Here is an 18761-nt window from a genome sequence, read left to right on the forward strand (position 1 = left end):
AAATCCAACATTACAAGCGATTTGCGCCGCCCTCAGGCCGCGGCGAGATCCTCGGCGACGGCATCGGCAAGGCTGGTGCCGTCGAGGATGCGCGCAGTTTCGTCGCGCACGCGCGCCATGGCGTGGCGGATCGCGCAGCTCGCCTCGTCCTTGCAGTCGTTGCACGGGCGATAGGCAGTGCGGCTGACACAGGGGACCAATGCCAGCGGCCCCTCGATCACCCGGATGATCTCGCCCAGCGAGATCAGGTGTTTCGGCCGGGCCAGGCGATAGCCGCCGGCCTTGCCGCGGGTCGAGCCGAGGAAGCCCGCCTCGCGCAGGTCGGCCAGGATCAGCTCGAGGAACTTGCGCGGCACGTTCGCTTCGGCGGCGATGCGGTTCATCGGCGTCGGCGCACCGGCGGCCGGCTGGCCGGCTAGGAAGAGCATCGCGCGAAGGGCGTAGCGGGAACGTTGAGTCAACATGGGTTAGGAACATCCATGCCAAGTGTTTGCGGCAGTGTGAAGGCCTTAGGGAATTCCACCTGACCTTTTCATTAATCGATTCCGCCCCTATATGGGTCCTGCCGGCTTCGGTCGGCTATGGGGATAAACGAAGGCGTGCAATAGGCGCAGCGGACGCGGGGGCAGTACCCGCCGGCTCCACCATAAACCTCGGGCAACCGAGGCTCATGACGGGGCCGAACTAGGATCGACGTGTGTTGAAAAGCGCTATCTATCTCTCAGCTTGGGCCACTGTGACGGTCTGAAACACAAGTGCCAACGATAACGAAGCACTCGCTATTGCGGCGTAACCCCAAGGCTTAACGGCCTAAGGTTATTCTAAAATGCGCGGTTGGACCGCACCGGGCAACAGAAGCGGATTCCAGCGGCCACCAGGGGGGCCGGGCAACAGAACCCCCTGGACCTTCTCAAAAGCTCGGGAGCACCCGGCGACAGAAGCTCCCCACTTCCCCTTTGTTAAGGATGAATCCGGAACGGCGATCTCCCGGATTTCGGGCGCGCCGGCATTGCGCTCTTACGCCGGGATGGACCGGCAAGCCCATAAGGTGACGGCGCTCATCGCGTTCGGCATGATCGCCTCGGCGATGATGGCCTAGGGCACGCGACCGCCGCGGCTCCCCCGCAGGGAAGCTACCGCGCCGGTGCCCGCCGGCAGCCGGTGCCGTCGAAATGGCCCCGGCCCCAAGCGACGCCAGGCGCCCTCAGCCTTCCTGCAGTGACGCCATGTCGATGACGAAGCGATACTTCACGTCGCTCTTCGCCATCCGATCATAGGCCGTCTCGATCTCGTCCATCCGGATCATCTCGATATCGGCGGTCAGCCCGTGCTGGTGGCAGAAATCGAGCATCTCCTGCGTCTCGGCGATGCCGCCGATCAGCGAGCCGGCGATCGAGCGGCGCTTGAACACCAGGTTCATCACCGAAGGCGACGGATGGGCATGCTCGGGCACGCCGACCAGGGTGAGCGTGCCGTCGCGCTTCAGCAGGCCGGTCAGCGCATCGAGGTCGTGGCTCGCCGCCACCGTATCCAGGATGAAGTCGAAGCTGTTGGCGTGCGCCGCCATCTCGTCGGCATTGCGCGAGACGATAACCTCGTGCGCACCGAGCTTCCTGGCATCCTCGATCTTGGCAGGCGAAGTGGTGAAGGCGACGACATGCGCCCCCATCGCCGCAGCGATCTTGATGCCCATGTGACCCAGGCCGCCGATACCGACGATGCCAACCTTCTTGCCGGGTCCGGCATTCCAATGCTTGAGCGGCGAGTAGGTAGTGATGCCCGCGCAGAGCAACGGCGCGACCGCGGCAAGGTCCTTCTCGTCATGGCCGACCTTGAGGACGAAGGCCTCCTTGACGACGATGTGATCGGAATAGCCGCCAAAGGTATGGCCGCCGAGCTGCGCGTCCGGGCCGTTATAGGTGCCGACGAAGCCGGTGGTCTCGCAATATTGCTCCTCGCTCTCCTGGCAGGACGGGCAATGGCCGCAGCTGTCGACCATGCAGCCGACGCCGACCACGTCGCCGACCGCGAACCTGGTCACGTCGCCACCGACAGCGCTGACCCGGCCGACGATCTCGTGGCCGGGGACGCAGGGGAAGAGCGTGCCGTCCCATTCGCTACGCGCGGTGTGCAGGTCCGAATGGCAGACGCCGCAGAACAGGATGTCGATCGAGACATCGTCGGCCAGCAGGTCGCGGCGTTCGAAGCTGAAGGGCGCGAGCGGGGTGGTCGCCGACTGGGCGGCATAGGCCTTGGCTTGGCTGGTCATGGGAAGTCCTCTGTTCTTCGGGAAGTTAAAGCGTGTAGCCCGGCTGCCTGAACAGCAGTTCGGGCCGCGCCACGATCTCGCGGCGATAGAAAAGCGGCCAGTCGTCCGGCGCGACATCCTCGATCGAGACCGAGATGCTGTCCGCCGGCGCTCCGATCGCGGCGGTCACGGCATCGGCAAGCGCCTGGGCCAGCCGGTGTTTGTCCTCATCCGATCGGCCCGAGGCGAGCCGGAGCGCGACGTGCGGCATCAGCGATCCAGGGCCGGGCCGGCGAGATATTCGACATCGGTCACATGCTCCATCCACTCGACCATCTTGCCGTCCATCGCTTCCTGGATGGCGATATGCGTCATCGCCGTGGTGGGGCTGGCGCCGTGCCAGTGGCGATGGCCGGGCGGGCACCAGACCACGTCGCCGGGACGGATCTCGACGATCGGTTCCCCTTCGCACTGAGTCCAGCCCATGCCGGACGTGACGATCAGCGTCTGGCCCAGCGGGTGCGTATGCCAGGCGGTGCGGGCCCCGGGCTCGAAGGTGACGCTCGCCACCCCGTAATGGGGATCGGGCGCGATGGTGAGCGGATCGATGCGCACCGATCCGGTGAACCATTCCGCAGGTCCCTTCTGCGAAGGCTGCGCGCCGCTGCGATTGAGCTTCATTGTCGATTTCTCCTGTGACACGGACTGGCCGCTCGCCGGCCCGGCAATCAGCGCGAGCGCGGCGAGTGCCAGTGCAGGCTTCATCGGCCGACGGCTGACATCAGCTGCTCGGGATAGCGCTCGCCCTCGATATCGATCTCGGCGAGCGCGGCGGCGATGCCGGCCAGGTCCGCGGGATCGAGCGAGAGGTCGGCGCCGCCGAGATTCTCCTCAAGCCGGTGCAGCTTGGTAGTGCCGGGGATCGGCACGATCCAGGGCTTTTGCGCAAGGATCCAGGCGAGCGCGACCTGCGCCGGCGTGCCCTGCTTGTCGGCGGCGATGCGCTTGAGCAGATCGACCAGCGCCTGGTTCTTCGCCAGCGCCTCGGGGGTGAAACGCGGCAGATTGCTGCGGAAATCGCCTGCGCCGAACGCCGTATCCTGGCTCATCGCGCCGGTGAGGAAGCCACGCCCGAGCGGGCTGTACGGCACCAGGCCGATGCCCAGCTCCTCGCAGACCGAGAGGATGCCGTTGGTCTCCACGCCGCGCGTCCATAGCGAATATTCGTTCTGGATCGCGCTGACAGGCTGGACGGCATGGGCGCGGCGCACCGTCTCCACACCCGGCTCGGACAGGCCGAAATGCTTGACCTTGCCCTCGGCGATCAGGTCGCGGACCGCGCCGGCGACATCCTCGATCGCCACATCGGGATCGACGCGGTGCTGGTAGAACAGGTCGATCTGCTCAATCCCCAGCCGCTGGAGCGAGGCATCGGCGACCGCGCGGATATGCTCCGGGCGGCTGTTCAGTCCCGGCTGCTGCACGCCGCCTTCGATGTTGAAGCCGAATTTGGTGGCGATCACCACCTGGTCGCGCACCGGGCGCAGCGCCTCGCCGACCAGCACTTCGTTGGTCAGGGGACCATAGACTTCGGCGGTGTCGAAGAAGGTCACGCCCCGTTCGACCGCGGCGCGCAGCAGCGCATTGGCCTCCGCCGTGCTCAGCCTGGTGCCATAGGCATGGTCGAGCCCCATGCAGCCATAGCCGATGGCCGAGACTTCAAGCCCGCTGCCGAGAGTGCGCTTCTGCATGTCGTGTGTTCCTGCGAATTGGGGTGCCCCGTGCACAAGAGAGATAAGCCGGATCGCCCCCGCGATTAGTGGCTGTAATCTGAATGCGTTTATGAGTATTTTTCAGTAATGAACCGACAGGACCTAGCGGACCTATCCGCCTTTGTCTCAGTGGCGCGCGAACGCAGCTTCACGCGGGCGGCGGCGCAGTTGGGCGTGACGCCCTCGGCGCTCAGCCATTGCATGCGCGGGCTGGAGGAACGGCTGGGCGTGCGGCTGCTCAACCGCACCACCCGCAGCGTGACCCCCACCGAGGCGGGCGAGCGAATGCTCCGATCGGTCGCCTTCCATCTCGACGAGATCGAGACGCATGTGACCTCGCTCAACGACCTGCGCGCGCGGCCCGCAGGCAATATCCGCATCACCGCCGACGAATTCTCGTTGCAGACGGTGCTCTGGCCCCGGCTGCGCGGCACGCTGGCCGAATATCCGGACATCAAGGTGGAGATCGAGACCGACTACCGCCTGACCGATATCGTCGCCGAACGCTTCGATGCCGGGGTACGGCTGGGCGACATCATCGACAAGGACATGATCGCAGTGCCGATCAGCCCGCCGATGCGGATGCTGGCCGTGGCGACGCCGGGCTATTTCGCGCAAGCCGGGAGGCCGCGCGTGCCGCAGGAGCTGGCCGGCCATCGCTGCATCAATTTGCGCCTGCCCACGCTGCGCGGCCTCTATGCCTGGGAGTTCGAACGAAACGGCCGCGCCCAGCGCGTCCGGGTGGAAGGTCAGCTGACCTTCAACAGCATCTTCCATATCCGCGAAGCGGCGCTGGCGGGGTTCGGGATCGGCTATCTGATGGAGAGCCTGGTCCGCGCCGACCTCGACAGCGGAGCGCTGGAGACCGTGCTGGAGGACTGGTCGCCGCCCTTTGCCGGCTATCACCTCTATTATCCCAGCCGCCGCCAGCCGACCCCGGCGTTCGCGACGATCGTCGAGGCGCTGCGCTACCGCGCCTGATCGGTGTGGGCGACGAGGCGCGCGATCGCGCCGCCGGGGTGCGGCTCCATCTCGAAATGGCCACCCAGCTGGCCGGCGAGCGTGGCGGCGATGTGCAGGCCCAGGCTGGCATGGCGGGTCAGCTCGAAGCCTTCGCGCAGCCCCTGCCCGTCATCCTCGATCTCGATGGTGAAGCCCGCCTCGCCGCGCGCGCAGCGGATGGCGATGTGTCCGCCTGCGCGGCTCGCGAAGCCATGCTCGATCGCATTGGCCACCGCCTCGGCCACGATCAGCGCCACCGGCACCGCCGCATCGGAGGCCAGGCGCAGCGTGTCGCAATCGCCGATCTCGAAAGTCACCGGCTTGCCCGCCGCTTCGATCACGTTCGCGATCAGCGGTTCGAACAGCTCGCGCACTCCCTGCGCCTCGCCATTGGGGCGATAGAGCTGGCGGCTGATCCGCCCGATCGTCGCGATCCGCCGCACCGCCTCGTCGAGTGCGTGCTGGGCGCCGGCATCGGCAACGTGGCGCTTCTGGAGCGAGAGCAGCCCGGCCGCGACCTGGAGATTGTTCGACACCCGGTGCTGGAGCTCGTGAAACAGGAGCGTGCGCGTCTCGGCCAGCCGGTGGTTGTGCTCGCGCTGCTCGACGAGATGCGCAGTGGTGGTCTGCATCCAGTGGAACAGCAGCAGGATCAGCACGTCCGCGATGACATAGAGAAACACCGACGGCGCCGTGCCGGGCATCGGAGCAGCCAGCGGATCATGGACGAAGAACACCCAGCCGAGCACTCCGCCGAGCACCGCGGCAAGCAGCCCGGGCAGCGCCCCGAACAGGAAGGCGACCACGATCACCGCGGGAAAGAAAGTGGCATAGGGCAGGCCCGGCGGCAGATGCGGCCCGAGCGCAAACCGGGCGAGCAGCGCCAGGCCGGTGATCGCCAGGGTGTAGCCGAGCTTCAGCCATGGCTTGTCCTGGAGAAGCGGCAGCCTCTCCAGCCAGCGGATATCGCCATAGGCCTCAGTCATTACCCCAACCCCTGCTGCCCCGGTGATAGCATGTCGCAAGGCTTGGCACGATGATCCGCATCATGAAATGCGGGTATATTCCCAGTCAGGTCTAGGAAAAGCCGATAAAAAAAGGGGCGCCCGACCGGCGAGCGCCCCTACTTTTTCCTTGGCCTTACTGACACCGGTTGGTCAGAAGCGGATGCCGATACCGCCCGCGACCTGACGGCGCTGCAGGTTGATGCCGTAGAAATCGCCATAGTCGGCATAGCTGGCATCGAGGAAGGCATAGGCCTTCTTGCCCATGCCGATCTCGAAGCCGATCGCGCCCTGGATGCCATCCCTGCTTTGCGAGTCCGACAGGTTGCCCGACTTGCCCTCGAGCGTGATGCTCGCATAGCCGGCCTTCACATAGACGAGCGACTTGGTGCCGACGATCACGCCCAGGCGGCCGCCGACGCTGAGGTTGCCGGTCTCTTCCAGGCAGATCCCGCCATCGCACAGCGAGACGCTGGAGAATTCGTAATTGGCATAGGGGCCGACCACGATGTTCTTGCCCGCGCGCACATCGGCGCCGATCTCGCCGCCATAGGAAACGGCGCTGCCGATCTTCCACACGCCGCCGCTACCGTCGCTGATCGTCGGCGTTTCATAGCCCAGGCGCGCCTCGATGCGCGGGCCGGCGAAGTCGTGCGCGGGCTCCGCATCCTGCGCAAAGGCCGAAATCGGCGCGAGCAGAAGCGTGGCAGCCGCAGCCGCGAAAAAACTTGGGCATGGAAAGCCCCCTTTTAATTCTCGAACTATTCTAAGCACTAATGCCGCACTTCTTCTGGGGAAGGCGGTCGTTGCGGAATAGAAACGACCCTGGTGGGGTTCCAGAGGATTTTCGGCGCAATTTGGACCGAAATGGAAAAAGGGGCCCGGTTTCCCGGACCCCTATTTTCTTTAGCCAGACTGGCCGGCGATCAATCGTCGCTGCCGGTGAGGAACGCCGGCAGGCCGATATTCTCGCCGCCTTCGTCCTTCGACTCCGAACGCTCGCGGCGCGGGCCGCGATCGCCGGTGCGGGGGCCGCGATCGCCACCCTCGCTGCGGGGACCACGATCACCGCCGCCTTCGCGACGCGGCCCACGGTCACGATCACCGCCACGGCCACCGCCGCCTTCGCGACGACGGTCACCACGGTCACCGCGATCCCCACGGTCACCGCGCGGTTCACGCGGCTCGCGGGCCGGACGGGTATCTTCGAGCTCTTCGCCAGTCTCCTGGTCGACGACGCGCATCGACAGGCGAACCTTGCCGCGCGGATCGATCTCGAGGACCTTGACCTTGACTTCCTGGCCTTCGCTCAGGGCATCCGAGACCTTCTCGACGCGCTCGTTCTTGATCTCAGAGACGTGGACGAGACCGTCCTTGCCGCCCATGAAGTTCACGAACGCACCGAAATCGACCAGGTTGACGACCTTGCCGTCATAGACCTTGCCGACTTCGGCTTCCTCGACGAGGCCCTTGATCCACTTGATCGCTGCCTCGATCTGCGTCGGATCCGACGACGAAACCTTGATCACGCCCTCGTCGTCGATATCGACCTTGGCACCGGTCGTGGCGACGATCTCGCGGATCACCTTGCCGCCAGTACCGATGACTTCACGGATCTTCGACTTGTCGATCGTGAAGCTCTCGATGCGCGGAGCGTGCGCCGAGAGCTCGGTGCGGGCTTCGCCCAGCGCCTTGTTCATCTCGCCGAGGATGTGCGCGCGGCCTTCCTTGGCCTGGTTGAGCGCTGCCTCGAAGATCTCCTTGGTGATGCCGGCGATCTTGATGTCCATCTGCATCGTGGTGATGCCTTCGGACGTGCCCGCCACCTTGAAGTCCATGTCGCCAAGGTGATCTTCGTCACCCAGGATGTCCGACAGGATCGCGTAGTTCTTGCCTTCGAGGATCAGGCCCATGGCGATGCCCGAGACCGGGCGCTTGATCGGCACGCCGGCGTCCATCATCGCGAGGCTGCCGCCGCAGACCGACGCCATCGACGACGAGCCGTTCGACTCGGTGATGTCGCTGGTCAGGCGGATCGTGTAGGGGAACTCTTCCTTGGTCGGCAGCACCGGGTGCAGCGCGCGCCATGCCAGCTTGCCGTGACCGACTTCGCGACGGCCAGGCGCACCGAAGCGGCCCACTTCGCCGACCGAATAGGGCGGGAAGTTATAGTGCAGCATGAAGTGCTGGTACGATAGACCGCCCAGGCCGTCGATCATCTGCTCCGCATCGCGGGTGCCCAGGGTTGCCGTGGCAATCGTCTGGGTCTCTCCGCGGGTGAACAGCGCCGAGCCGTGCGCACGCGGCAGGAAGTGCGTCTCCGCCTCGATCGGACGGATCTGCGTGGTCGAGCGACCGTCGATGCGCTTGCCGGTCTTGAGGATGTCGCCGCGGACGATCTCGGCTTCCAGTTTCTTGGTCAGCTTGATACCGGCCATGACTTCCTGGGGAGCCAGGCCGTCGGCGGTGAACTGCGCCTTCGCCTTGGCGCGCGCTTCGTTAAGCGCGCTCGAGCGGGCCGACTTGTCGGTCAGCTTGTAGGCGGCGGCGATGTCCTTGCCGATCAGCTTCTTCAGCTTGTCCTTGATCGCCGAATTGTCGTCCGAAGACGCCATTTCCCACGGATCCTTGGCGGCCTGCTCGGCGAGCTTGACGATCGCCTTGACGATGTCGCGGCACGCGTCGTGCGCGAACAGCACGGCGCCGAGCATGATCTCTTCCGAAAGCTCCTTGGCTTCCGATTCGACCATCATCACGGCGTCATAGGTAGCGGCGACGACGAGATCGAGCTCGCCCTCGGCAACCTGTGCGTCGGTCGGGTTCAGGATGTACTCGCCATCGACATAGCCGACGCGCGCGGCGCCGATCGGGCCCATGAAGGGCACGCCCGAAATCGTGAGAGCCGCTGACGCGGCGACGATCGCGAGGATGTCGGGCTCGTTCTCGCCGTCATAGCTCAGCACCTGAGCGATGGCGTTGATCTCGTTGTAGAAGCCCTCGGGGAAGAGCGGGCGGATCGGACGGTCGATGAGACGCGAGACCAGGGTCTCCTTCTCGGTGGCGCCGCGCTCGCGCTTGAAGAAGCCGCCGGGGATACGACCCGCGGACGAGAACTTTTCCTGATAGTGCACGGTCAGCGGGAAGAAGTCCTGGCCTTCCTTCACCGACTTGGCGGCGGTTACCGCGCAGAGCACCACGGTTTCGCCGAGCGTCGCGATCACCGCGCCGTCGGCCTGACGGGCAACCTTGCCCGTTTCGAGAGTCAGCGTCTTGCCGCCCCACTCGATCGATACAGTCTTCTTGTCGAACATTGGATTTCCTTCACTCCCGCTGCCCGATGCAGCGGGGGCCTATGAGTGTGAGCCTGTTGTGGCTCCGCGGGACTGGCCGGATTGCCGATCCCCTTCGCCTCCGCCTGGGAGGCAGCCCGGCGGTGCTAGCCTGCCGGGATGACAAAAAGGCGACCCGAAGGCCGCCTTTCCGGTTACTTGCGAAGACCGAGCTTCGCGATGAGATCAGCGTAACGGGCCTCGTCCTTCTTCTTCAGATAGTCGAGGAGGCTACGGCGCTTGTTGACCAGCATGAGCAGGCCGCGGCGCGAATGATTGTCCTTGGCATGCGTCTTAAAGTGCTCGGTGAGGTTCGAGATGCGCTCCGAGAGGATCGCGACCTGCACTTCGGGGCTGCCGGTGTCGGTGCCGCCGCGAGCATGTTCCTTGATGAGCGCTTCCTTGCGCTCTGCAGTGATCGACATATGCTTTCCTTCGACATCGCTTAGATATTGAAGCCGCGGACAACCCGGATTTGACCGGATAGAGCCTCTACCAGCGCGATCGGAGTGTCCTCCAGGCACGCGAAATATTGGCCGTCTTCCTTGGCGATCCCGGCCAGAACCTGTCCCTGTCGGAGCAGCCCTGCCTGGTCGGGGGTGAGGGATAGAGCCGGGATGTCGTCCAGCCCCGCCCTCAATGGCAGGAGGAGGTGTTCAAGGGCGCGGTCCTTAGCGGCATCCGCCAATTTGTCCAGCGAAATCGCGGAATCCAGGGTGAAGGGCCCGGCCTTCACCCGGCGCAGCATGGTGACATGCCCGACCGTACCGAGCGCCAGGGCGATGTCGCGGGCGAGGCTGCGAATATAGGTGCCCTTGGAGACGTGGGCGCGCAGGGTGACCTCGCCGACTTCGTCACCCCGGCCTTGAGCCGGGGTCCCGCTATCGCTGCCCGCCTCAAAGAAGCGGGACCCCGGCTCAAAGCCGGGGTGACGGGAAAGACTGTGTATGACGACAGAGCGTGAGGCCAGCACCACTTCCTCGCCGGCCCGCGCCAGGTCATAGGCGCGCTCGCCGTCCACCTTGAGCGCCGAATAGGCCGGCGGCACCTGCTCGATCAGCCCGGTGAAGCGCGACAGCACCGCCTCGATCTGTGCACAGGTCGGGCGCACATCGGACGTCGCAACCACCTTGCCCTCGAGATCGAGCGTGCCGGTCTCCACGCCGAAGCCGATCGTGAAGTCATACACCTTTTCGCTGTCGAGCATGCGTCCGGCGAGCTTGGTCGCCTCGCCGATCGCGATCGGCAGCACGCCGGTGGCCAGCGGATCGAGCGTGCCGCCATGCCCGACCTTGAACTTGCCGTACTTGCCGTCGCGTAGCGCACGCTTGACGGCGCTCACGCCCTGGGTCGAGCCGAGGCCCAGGGGTTTGTCGAGGATGATCCAGCCATGCATCCGGCGGCCCCTAGCCGAGGCCGGCCGCCGGAGCCAGCGTCACGCCTTGGGCGTCTTTGCCGTCTTCACCTTGGCCGGCGGCGGGCCGCTATGGACGATGCTGGCGATCGTGCAGCGGTCACGCCCGGCGAGGATCGTGTCGCCGCGCTCGAGCGAAGGACCGCCGCCAAAGGTCTTGAAGCCGATCGCGTTGGCCCAGGGCAGCTCGGTGCAGCGCGCGGAGAAACGCACATAATACCAGTCGCGCTGGCTGTTCTGGATGAACACGCCGTCGCCATTGTCGGTCGCGGCGAAGGTACGCACCGTGCCGCGCGTGATGAACGGGATCGAGCTTTCCTTGCCCGATTGCGGGCCCGGCGTGGGGCCCGCCTGCTGGGCGGAGGCAGCAGTGGCGGCGAGCAGCATGGGCAGCGCGCATGCTAGGGCAGTCTTGCGAAACATGGGTCTTCTCCTTCCGGAGAGAGAAATGGGGAACTCCAGTGCCCGCCGGTATAATACTTCAGGCTGTACGCTGCATGAAGTGGCGGCGGCACAGGGCGACATAGCGCTCGTTCCCGCCCACTTCGCGCTGCTCGCCCTCACGCACCGCATTGCCTGCGCCATCGACGCGCAGGTTCATCGTCGCCTTGCGCCCGCATTCGCACACCGACTTGATCTCGACGAGCGAGTCGGCGAGCGCGAGCAGCTCGGCCGAGCCCGGGAAGAGCCGGCCCTGGAAATCTGTGCGCAGGCCGTAGCAGAGCACCGGGATGCCCACTTCGTCGGCCAGGTGCGCGAGCTGGCGGACCTGGCCGGCGCCCAGGAACTGGGCCTCGTCAATCAGGATACAGGCAAGCGGCGAGGCATAATGCTCGTCCTCGGCGATGCGGCGCAGGTCGGTGTCGCCATCGAACGGCGTCGCGCTGACCTTGATCCCCAGCCGCGAATCGATCACGCCCTTGCCGCCGCGGTCATGGATGCCGGCAGTGAACAGCAAGGTGCGCATGCCGCGCTCGCGATAGTTGAAATCGGTCTGGAGCAGCGTGGTCGATTTCCCCGCGTTCATCGAGGCATAGTAGAAATAGAGCTTGGCCATGGCGCGATCTGCGCCCGGCGACGGCGCGCGGTCAATCGCCGCGCGGGCCAATCTTGTGGATCAGCCTGCCGGGTCCTCATTGCCCAGGTCCCGCGCCACCTTGGGATCGCGCAGCAGCTTGTCGATATGACTGCCCTCGTCGAAACTCTCGTCCGCGAGGAATTTGAGCTTGGCGGCGTATTTCATCTTCACGCGGGTGGCGACGGCGCGCTGGAGATAGGCGGTGTTGGTACGCAGCGCCTTGATCACCACGGCCTCGTCCTTGCCGAGCAGCGGCTTCACGAACACGGTGGCGTGGCGCAGATCGGGCGACATGCGCACCTCGGTGACCGAAACCATGTGCTTGGCGAGCACGTCGTCGTGCACGTCGCCGCGCTGGAGGATCTCGCTCAGCACGTGGCGCATCTGCTCGCCGACGCGCAGCAGGCGTACGGAACGCTCTTCGGTGGTGGTCGTGGTCTTCATTTTCTTCCTCGGAGCGCGATCGCGCCTTCCATCACCCGGCCCGTGAAGGTGCCGCGGGCGACCAGATGGCCGCCTTCGTCGAACAATTCGGCTTCGGTCACCGCGATCGTCTTGCCAAGGCTCACTACCCGCGCCTTGCCGGTGAAGCGACCGGGCATTGCGGGGCGCAGGCACACGACATGGAAGTCGATCGTCGGCGCATAGACCGCGCCCCGCGTCGCGGAGAACAGCACCGGGCCCTGCGTGTCGTCGAGCATGGCGCCAAGAAAGCCGCCCTGCACCGTGCCCGCAGGATTGAGGAACCGATCGTCGATGGCGAAGCCGATCTCGATCGTCTTCGCCGCGACATCGACCGCCAGCACTTCCCAGCCCATCAGCCGGGCGGAGGAAGGCACCGGGAAGTCGTCGAAGATCGATGCGGCCATTCTCCCTCTCCCCTCCGGGGAGAGGGCCGGGGAGAGGGGAAGTGCAACGGCTACCCTCTCATGCCCCTCTCCCAACCCTCTCCCCGGAGGAGAGAGGGCCAAGATTACAGCGTGCGTTCGCGCATCTCGACTTCGAAGGTTTCGAGATAGTCGCCCGCCTTGATGTCGGTGAAGTTCTGCGTGAACGTCACACCGCACTCCAGGCCCGCGCGGACTTCGGGGACATCGTCCTTGAAGCGGCGCAGCGAGGCGATCTCGCCCTGGTAGATGATGACATCGTCCCGGGTGATACGCGCCTTGAGCGCCTTGCGGATCGAGCCCTCGGTGACGAGCAGACCGGCAGCCTTGCCGTGCTTGCCCGCGGAGAAGACTTCCTTGATCTCGGCGCGGCCGACGACGGTTTCGAACGCCTCCGGACCGAGCTGCCCAGCCATGCCGGCGCGGATCTCGTCGGTCAGGTCGTAGATCACGTCATAATATTTGAACGCGACCTTGTTGCGCTCGGCGATCTCGCGCGCCTTGGCGTTCGGGCGTACGTTGAAGCCGATGATCGGCGCACCGGCAGCCCCGGCGAGCGACACGTCGCTCTCAGTGATGCCGCCGACGCCGGCATGGAGCACGCGCGCCTTGATGTCGTCGGTGGAGATCTTGTTGATCGCCGCGACGATAGCCTCGACCGTACCCTGGGTATCCGCCTTTACGACCAGCGGATATTCCATCGCCTGCTTTTCCTTGAGCGCCGAGAACATGCTCTCGAGGCTGGCCGGTGCATTGGTCGTGCGCTTCTGGAGCGCGACGCCCGAGCGGTACTCGGCGACTTCGCGGGCACGTGCCTCGTTCTCGACGACCTGGAGCGGATCGCCCGCCATCGGCACGCCGGAGAGACCGAGGATCTCGACCGGAACCGAGGGACCGGCTTCCTTGACCTGCTGACCCTTGTCGTTGACCAGCGCGCGGACCTTGCCGCTCTCGGCGCCGACGACGAACACGTCGCCGACCTTCAGCGTGCCGCGGTTCACCAGGACAGTCGCGACCGGACCACGCCCCTTGTCGAGCTTGGCTTCGATCACCGTGCCTTCGGCCTCGCGGTCCGGATTGGCCTTGAGGTCGAGCAGTTCGGCCTGGATCTGGATCTTCTCGATCAGCGCGTCCAGGCCGATCTTCTTGAGTGCGGAAACTTCGACGTCCTGCGTCTCACCGCCCATTTCCTCGACCTGCACGTCATGCTCGAGCAGACGCTCGCGCACGCGCTGCGGATTGGCGCTGTCGAGGTCGACCTTGTTGATCGCCACGATCATCGGCACGCCAGCCGCCTTGGTGTGGTTGATCGCTTCGATCGTCTGCGGCATCAGCCCATCATTCGCGGCGACCACCAGCACGACGATGTCGGTGATGTCGGCACCGCGGGCGCGCATCTGGGTGAACGCCTCATGGCCCGGCGTGTCGAGGAAGGTGATCTTCGACTTGTCCTTCAGCGTGACCTGATAGGCACCGATATGCTGCGTGATGCCGCCGGCCTCGCCCTTCACCACATCGGTGCCGCGCAGGGCATCGAGCAGAGACGTCTTGCCGTGATCGACGTGACCCATGATCGTGACGACCGGCGCGCGCGGCTGCAGCGTTTCGACTGCGTCGGCATCCGCTTCGACCAGATCGACGTCGCTCTCGCTGACGCGCTGGAGGTTGTGGCCGAACTCGGTGACCAGCAGCTCGGCAGTGTCCTGGTCGATCGTCTGGGTGATCGTGACCGGCATGCCCATCTTGAACAGCGCCTTGACCAGGTCACTGCCCTTCTCGGCCATACGATTGGCGAGTTCCTGCACGGTGATCGCTTCGGGGACGACCACGTCGCGGACCTGCTTCTCGCGCTGGACCGAGCCGCTACCATAGGAGCGGCGATGTTCCTTCTCGCGGGCACGCTTCAGCGCGGCGAGCGAACGCGCACGCGCGCCGTCTTCGCCGCCCAGGGCGCGATTGACGGTGAGCTTGCCCGACTGGCGGCGATCGTCGCCCTTGCGGTCACGCTGCTGCGGACGCGCAGGCTCGGGGCCACGCCGCACCGGCGCACCGCCCGTGGGGGCGGGACGCGATGCGGGCGCACCACCGGCCGGACGTGCTGCGGCGGGCGCCGGCGAAGCCGAGGGCGCTGCCGCTTCGGGCTGCGGCTCGGGCTTGGGCTGCGGCTTGGGGATTTCGGGACGCTGCACCGGCGTGAACAGACGCGGTGCCGGACGGTTCGGATCGAGTCCAAACGCGACCGGCGCCGGCGGCGGGGCCGGAGTCGGTGCGGGCTTGGGGGCTGGTGCGGGCGCCGGAGTCGGCGCAGCAGCCGCGGCGGGAGCAGGTGCCGGCTCGGCAGGCTTCTCGGCCTTGGGCTCGGACGGCGGCGGAGCCTTGGCGGCTTCGGCGGCTTGCGCCTCGGCACGCGCCTTCTCCTCCACGCGGCGCGCTTCGGCTTCGATCGCCTCGGCACGGGCGCGCTCCTCGCGGCGGCGCGCTTCCTCGTTCGCCTGCATGCGCTGGTCTTCAGCCTCGCGCAGCATGCGGGCCTGGCGCTCCTGCGCAGTCTCGTTCGAGACCGGAGGGCGCGGGACCGGAGCGGGAGCAGGGGCAGCGGCGGGCGCCGGTGCGGGCGCGGCGACGGGCTCGGCAGCCTGCGCCTCTTCCTGCGGAGTGCCGTGCGGACCAAGGACCCGGCGGCGCTTTACTTCCACCACCACGGTGTTCGAGCGGCCATGGCTGAAGCTCTGCTTCACCTTGCCCGTCTCGACAGTGCGCTTCAGCCCCAGCGGCGCGCGCATGCCCAGTTTCGGCTTTTCGTTATCGGTGTCGCTCATGCGGCTGCCTAAAGTCCTTCAGTCTGTCGTTCGTCTACGGACGCTTCCGACGGAAGCGCCGATGCGCCTTGCGAAGCGGTTTCGCAAGGGCGGGAGGTGGAATCGGGTCCGATAAAGTGCAGCCACCGATCGAGTGCTTCGCTCGTCCGGGCGGCCGCTTTGGCGTCGGTCAGGCCCGCATGTACCACATTTTCGCGGCCGAGCGCCAAGGACAATATGGTGCGCGATAGTGGCAATGTTAAGCCCTTGAGCCCGCTGCCTTCGCGATCGCTGCCCACGCGCCAGGCCTGGGCCAGCTTGCGCGCACCATCTTGGCTCGCGTCGCTCGCATGGAGCAGCAGGTGGAGTCGGCCACTGCGCGCGGCTTCCTGGATACGGTCCCCGCCGATCGCGATGTTGCCGGCCTTGAACTCCAGGCCGAGTCGGTCGAGCAGGTTGCGCTGCAATTGCTCGGCGATCCGCGCGCCGAGATCCTCGGGGATGCGCAGGTCGGTCGTCTTGAAGGCGCGGGAAAGCACGCCCTTCAATTTCTTGCCGCTCGCTTCCAGCTCGGCGCGCGTCACGCCGATCCACGCCCCGCGGCCCGGCGCCTTGGCGCGGACATCGGGCAGCACATCGCCATCGGGTGAAAGCGCGAGTCGAACAAGGCCATCGCGCGGGGATTCCTCGCGCGACAGGATGCAGGTGCGGACGGGATCGCTCCCCTCCCGCGCCGCGGAAAGGGTGGCAGGCCTGGCCTTTAGCCGTGCGGTATCATTGTGAGGGTTCCGCATGTGCGTCTCCCTGCACAGGCGCGTTGCGGTCAGCGATCAGCTGGCCCCCCGCGCCGTAATTCTCGAGGCTCAGCTCGGTGATGTTGACCTGCACGGCACCCGCCGGCTTGCCCAGGCGCGCGACCATCGAGGCCGTGACATCGGCGACGATGCCAGCCTTCTGCTCGCGGGTGGCCGGGCCGGCCAGACGGATGTCGATAAAGGGCATCAGGCCTCGCTCTCCTCCGAGGTCTCGGCCGGGGCCGGGGCGTCCTCGTCGATGGCCCCCTCAGGGCCGGCGGCAGCCGGCTCGTCCTCGAACCAATGCGCGCGGGCAGCCATGATGATCTCGTTGCCCTGCTCGTCGCTGAGCCCGTATTCGGCGAGAATGCCGCCCTTGTCCTCTGCGCGCTTCGGCGCGTCCTCGTTGCGTCGGCGCGGTTCCTGGCGCTTCTTCTGGACCAGCTCGTCGGTGGCGAGATCGGCCAGGTCGTCGAGCGTCTTGATGCCCGCCTTGCCGAGCGTGACCAACATCGCTTCGGTCATGTACGGCATGGTCGCCAGATCGTCCTCGACTCCCAAGTCGCGGCGCAGCTGGCGATTGGCTTCCTCGCGGCGATCGAGCGCTTCCTGCGCACGGCTCTGCAGCTCCTGGCCGAGCTCCTCATCGAAACCTTCGATCCCGGCGATCTCATCGAGCTCGACATAGGCGACTTCTTCGAGGCTCGAGAAGCCTTCGGCGACCAGCAGCTGGGCCAGCGTCTCGTCGACGTCGAGCTCGTTCTGGAAGGTCTCGCTGTTCGCGACGAACTCGGCCTGGCGCTTCTCGCTGGCGTCGGTCTCGGTCAGGATGTCGATCGCCTTGGCAGTGAGCTGCGAGGCGAGGCGAACATTCTGGCCGCGGCGGCCGATGGCGAGGCTCAGCTGATCGTCGGGAACGACGACTTCGATGCGGTCCTCTTCCTCGTCGATCACGACGCGGCTGACATTGGCCGGCTGCAGTGCGTTGACGACGAAGGTCGCGGTGTCGGGCGACCACGGGATGATGTCGATCTTCTCGCCCTGCATTTCCTGCACGACGGCCTGGACGCGGCTGCCCTTCATGCCGACGCAGGCGCCGACCGGGTCGATCGACGAATCATGCGAGATGACGCCGATCTTGGCGCGCGAGCCCGGATCGCGGGCAGCGGCCTTGATCTCGATGATGCCGTCGTAGATCTCGGGCACTTCCTGCGCGAACAGCTTCTTCATGAACTCGGGGTGCGCGCGGCTCAGGAAGATCTGCGGCCCGCGATTCTCGCGGCGGACGTTGAGGATGATCGAGCGGACGCGATCGCCGACGCGGACGACTTCGCGCGGGATCTGCTGGTCGCGGCGGATCACGCCCTCGGCGCGGCCCAGATCGACCACGACGTGGCCGAACTCGACGCGCTTCACCACGCCGGTGATGATCTCGTTCTGGCGATCCTTGAACTCTTCGAACTGGCGCTCGCGCTCTGCGTCGCGGACCTTCTGGAAGATGATCTGCTTCGAAGCCTGGGCCTGGATGCGGCCGAACTCGATCGGGGGCAGCGGATCGACGATGAAGTCACCGATGGCCGCGCCCTTCTGGAGCTTCTGTGCCTGGTTGACGTCGACCTGCTTGAAATAATCGTCGACCGCCTCGACCACTTCGACGACGCGCCACAGGCGCAGGTCGCCCGAATTGGGGTCGAGCTTCGCGCGGATGTCGTTCTCGATGCCATAGCGATTCTTCGCGGCACGCTGGATCGCGTCTTCCATCGCCTCGATGACGATGGCCTTGTCGATCAGCTTTTCCTTCGCGACCGAATCGGCGATGGCGATCAGCTCGGCCTTGTTCGCGGAAATGGCAGTGGCCATCAGTCGTTTTCCTCTGCTTCGTATTCGTCTGCGCCCTCGGTGGAGAGCGGCGCGGTTGCGGCAATGAGCCTGTCGGTCATCAGCAGCTTGGCGTCGGCGATGGCGCCGAACGGAACGCTGACCACCTTGTACTTGCGGACATCGATCGAAATCATGTCACCTTCGGCGCCGATAAGGTCGCCGGTCAATTGCTTGCGCCCGTCCTCGAGCGGCTCGACCAGGTTGAGCCGCGCCTCGTGCGTCTTCCAGTCCTCATAGTCCTGGGCGCGAGTCAGCGGCCGGTCGATGCCGGGCGAGCTGACCTCGAGTCGATAGGCATGGTCGAATGGATCCTTGCCCGCCTCTTCCAGCGCATCGAACACGTCCGAGATGCGGCGCGACAGATCGGCGCAATCGTCGATCGTCAGCTGGCGGGTGTCGGGGCGCTCGGCCATCACCTGCAGCGTCGGATCGCTGGTGCCGCCGAACATCTTGACGCGCACCAGCGCGAGCCCGAGCGCCTGGGCTTCGGGTTCGATCAGCTTGGTGATGTCAGCGATATTCGCCACGCAGGCACTCCGGATATGGTCAAGCAG

20 protein-coding genes and 1 other RNA gene are annotated in these 18761 nt (G+C 65.9%); 2 read left to right on the top strand and 19 right to left on the bottom strand.

The genetic code is table 11. The features are described 5' to 3' along the window. Positions 1–32: 32 nt before the first annotated feature. Positions 33–464: an RrF2 family transcriptional regulator gene (locus tag AC1RPL_RS15040; RefSeq protein WP_180143602.1), complete on the bottom strand. Its 432-nt coding sequence runs from the start codon at positions 462–464 to the stop codon at positions 33–35. A gap of 61 nt (positions 465–525) precedes the next feature. On the opposite strand from AC1RPL_RS15040, the gene ssrA reads away from it, so the two are divergent. Beyond that, positions 526–866: a transfer-messenger RNA gene (gene ssrA, locus AC1RPL_RS15045) on the top strand. 338 nt (positions 867–1204) lie between these two features. Here the strand turns inward: ssrA and AC1RPL_RS15050 are convergent. From AC1RPL_RS15050 to AC1RPL_RS15065, 4 genes are read right to left on the bottom strand one after another with little or no spacing between them, the layout of a single operon-like run. After that, complete coding sequence (locus AC1RPL_RS15050; RefSeq protein ID WP_493070231.1) at positions 1205–2269, bottom strand: NAD(P)-dependent alcohol dehydrogenase; 1065 nt, start codon at positions 2267–2269, stop codon at positions 1205–1207. Between the two features lie 25 nt (positions 2270–2294). Further along, on the bottom strand, positions 2295–2519 hold the full coding sequence (locus AC1RPL_RS15055) for a tautomerase family protein (RefSeq protein ID WP_493070233.1): 225 nt from the start codon (positions 2517–2519) through the stop codon (positions 2295–2297). Further along, a complete protein-coding gene (locus tag AC1RPL_RS15060; RefSeq protein WP_493070234.1) occupies positions 2519–3013 on the bottom strand; it encodes a (R)-mandelonitrile lyase in 495 nt (164 codons plus the stop codon). Before AC1RPL_RS15060 ends, AC1RPL_RS15055 begins: the two co-directional genes overlap by 1 nt. Beyond that, entirely contained in the window at positions 3010–3999 is a 990-nt protein-coding gene (locus tag AC1RPL_RS15065; RefSeq protein WP_493070236.1) for an aldo/keto reductase, read from the bottom strand. The genes AC1RPL_RS15060 and AC1RPL_RS15065 overlap by 4 nt, the downstream gene beginning before the upstream one ends. A 108-nt stretch (positions 4000–4107) precedes the next feature. On the opposite strand from AC1RPL_RS15065, the gene AC1RPL_RS15070 reads away from it, so the two are divergent. Then, positions 4108–5001 carry a LysR family transcriptional regulator gene (locus AC1RPL_RS15070; protein WP_493070238.1) on the top strand — a complete coding sequence of 298 codons (894 nt, stop codon included), beginning with the start codon at positions 4108–4110 and terminating at the stop codon, positions 4999–5001. Here AC1RPL_RS15070 and AC1RPL_RS15075 read toward each other — a convergent pair. The 14 genes from AC1RPL_RS15075 to rimP form a co-directional block, all read right to left on the bottom strand. After that, the gene (locus AC1RPL_RS15075; RefSeq protein WP_493070240.1) at positions 4989–6008 is read right to left on the bottom strand and encodes a sensor histidine kinase; all 1020 of its coding nucleotides are present in this window, start codon (positions 6006–6008) and stop codon (positions 4989–4991) included. The genes AC1RPL_RS15070 and AC1RPL_RS15075 overlap by 13 nt on opposite strands. 171 nt (positions 6009–6179) lie before the next feature. Beyond that, a complete protein-coding gene (locus AC1RPL_RS15080) occupies positions 6180–6800 on the bottom strand; it encodes an outer membrane beta-barrel protein (RefSeq protein WP_493070241.1) in 621 nt (206 codons plus the stop codon). Between the two features lie 152 nt (positions 6801–6952). Continuing rightward, positions 6953–9337, bottom strand: coding sequence for a polyribonucleotide nucleotidyltransferase (gene pnp, locus AC1RPL_RS15085; RefSeq protein WP_493070243.1), 2385 nt, complete (start codon positions 9335–9337; stop codon positions 6953–6955). A 173-nt stretch (positions 9338–9510) separates the two neighbouring features. Further along, a complete protein-coding gene (rpsO, locus tag AC1RPL_RS15090) occupies positions 9511–9780 on the bottom strand; it encodes a 30S ribosomal protein S15 (RefSeq protein WP_493070244.1) in 270 nt (89 codons plus the stop codon). 20 nt (positions 9781–9800) lie between these two features. After that, on the bottom strand, positions 9801–10751 hold the full coding sequence (gene truB / locus AC1RPL_RS15095; RefSeq protein WP_493070246.1) for a tRNA pseudouridine(55) synthase TruB: 951 nt from the start codon (positions 10749–10751) through the stop codon (positions 9801–9803). Positions 10752–10790: 39 nt separating this feature from the next. Continuing rightward, on the bottom strand, positions 10791–11192 hold the full coding sequence (locus tag AC1RPL_RS15100) for a DUF6491 family protein (RefSeq protein ID WP_493070248.1): 402 nt from the start codon (positions 11190–11192) through the stop codon (positions 10791–10793). Positions 11193–11250: 58 nt separating this feature from the next. Further along, positions 11251–11826 (bottom strand): thymidine kinase, encoded by a 576-nt coding sequence (locus AC1RPL_RS15105; protein WP_493070249.1) that lies wholly within the window; start codon positions 11824–11826, stop codon positions 11251–11253. Between the two features lie 60 nt (positions 11827–11886). Next, complete coding sequence (gene rbfA / locus AC1RPL_RS15110) at positions 11887–12291, bottom strand: 30S ribosome-binding factor RbfA (protein ID WP_493070250.1); 405 nt, start codon at positions 12289–12291, stop codon at positions 11887–11889. After that, on the bottom strand, positions 12288–12716 hold the full coding sequence (locus tag AC1RPL_RS15115) for a PaaI family thioesterase (RefSeq protein ID WP_493070251.1): 429 nt from the start codon (positions 12714–12716) through the stop codon (positions 12288–12290). Before AC1RPL_RS15115 ends, rbfA begins: the two co-directional genes overlap by 4 nt. A gap of 104 nt (positions 12717–12820) precedes the next feature. Continuing rightward, positions 12821–15553: a translation initiation factor IF-2 gene (gene infB / locus AC1RPL_RS15120; protein ID WP_493070253.1), complete on the bottom strand. Its 2733-nt coding sequence runs from the start codon at positions 15551–15553 to the stop codon at positions 12821–12823. Positions 15554–15561: 8 nt separating this feature from the next. Further along, a complete protein-coding gene (locus tag AC1RPL_RS15125) occupies positions 15562–16326 on the bottom strand; it encodes a DUF448 domain-containing protein (RefSeq protein ID WP_493070255.1) in 765 nt (254 codons plus the stop codon). Continuing rightward, positions 16307–16534: a tautomerase family protein gene (locus AC1RPL_RS15130; protein WP_280277717.1), complete on the bottom strand. Its 228-nt coding sequence runs from the start codon at positions 16532–16534 to the stop codon at positions 16307–16309. Before AC1RPL_RS15130 ends, AC1RPL_RS15125 begins: the two co-directional genes overlap by 20 nt. Further along, positions 16534–18186, bottom strand: a complete 1653-nt coding sequence (gene nusA, locus AC1RPL_RS15135; protein ID WP_493070258.1) for a transcription termination factor NusA — start codon at positions 18184–18186, stop codon at positions 16534–16536. The genes AC1RPL_RS15130 and nusA overlap by 1 nt, the downstream gene beginning before the upstream one ends. Then, entirely contained in the window at positions 18186–18734 is a 549-nt protein-coding gene (rimP, locus tag AC1RPL_RS15140; RefSeq protein ID WP_493070260.1) for a ribosome maturation protein RimP, read from the bottom strand. Before rimP ends, nusA begins: the two co-directional genes overlap by 1 nt. Positions 18735–18761 lie beyond the last annotated feature (27 nt).

It is taken from the genome of Sphingomonas sp. GW821-FHT12D09 (assembly GCF_058807215.1).